This is a genomic window from Kribbella sp. NPDC055110 (assembly GCF_053607525.1).
Genome location: NZ_JBSGTS010000073.1, coordinates 1 through 1,067, shown reverse-complemented (window position 1 = coordinate 1,067; position 1,067 = coordinate 1). Strand labels below are relative to the sequence as shown.

Genomic DNA, 1,067 nt, shown 5'->3' with positions numbered 1-1,067 from the left:
GCCGGTGCCTACAAGGGCATCTCCAGCAGCTATAGCGGCGCAGGCTTCTCCGGTATGAAATTCACCGCGATCGTTACCCCGACCGAAGGCGACTTCGATCAGTGGGTGGCCAAGGTGAAGGCATCGTCTAAAAACCTGAACACCACCGACGACTTTAACAAACTGGCAGAGCCGAGTGAAAACAACCCGGTTGAGTACTTTGCCGCTGTCAAACCGAATTTGTTCAAAGAAACAATTGCCAAATTCATGGGCGACATGGATATGCACAAGGGCGCTGGCGCGCACGAAGGCATGGACATGAGCCAAGGTATGGACATGGGTGAACATGCTGCTCACGCCGGAGCCGAGGAATAACTGATGTTGGGAAAATTAACACTTGATGCGGTTCCGTACCACGAACCGATCATCATGGTCACCGTAGCCGCAATTATTGTCGGGGGCCTGGCAGTGCTGGCGCTGCTGACCTATTTCGGCAAATGGAAGTGGCTGTGGAGCGAATGGCTGACTTCGGTCGACCATAAAAAAATTGGTATCATGTACATCGTCGTGGCGATGGTCATGCTGCTGCGCGGCTTCGCCGACGCCATCATGATGCGTAGCCAGCAGGCGTTGGCGTCCGCCGGCGAAGCCGGGTTCCTGCCGCCGCACCACTACGACCAGATCTTCACCGCGCACGGCGTTATCATGATCTTCTTCATGGCGATGCCTTTCGTAGTCGGCCTGATGAACGTCGTGGTACCGCTGCAAATCGGTGCGCGCGACGTTGCCTTCCCGTTCCTGAACTCCCTGAGCTTCTGGTTCTTCGTGGTGGGCGTTGTGCTGATCAACATCTCCCTGGGGGTCGGTGAGTTCGCTCAGACCGGTTGGCTGGCGTATCCGCCGCTGTCGGGTAAAGAGTACAGTCCTGGCGTCGGGGTCGATTACTGGATCTGGAGTCTGCAGATTTCCGGTCTGGGTACCCTGCTGACCGGCGTGAACTTCTTCGCCACCATTCTGAAGATGCGCGCCCCTGGCATGCCTCTGATGAAGATGCCGGTGTTCACCTGGGCGGCACTGTGTACTAACTG

At 56.7% G+C, this 1,067-nt stretch carries 2 protein-coding genes; both read left to right on the top strand.

The features are described from left to right. On the top strand, positions 1-354 hold a 354-nt coding region (locus ACWF0M_RS38135; RefSeq protein ID WP_452240645.1), incomplete at its 5' end, for a COX aromatic rich motif-containing protein. A gap of 3 nt (positions 355-357) precedes the next feature. After that, positions 358-1,067 (top strand): cbb3-type cytochrome c oxidase subunit I (locus ACWF0M_RS38130; protein WP_452240644.1); only part of this gene is annotated, 710 nt, incomplete at its 3' end.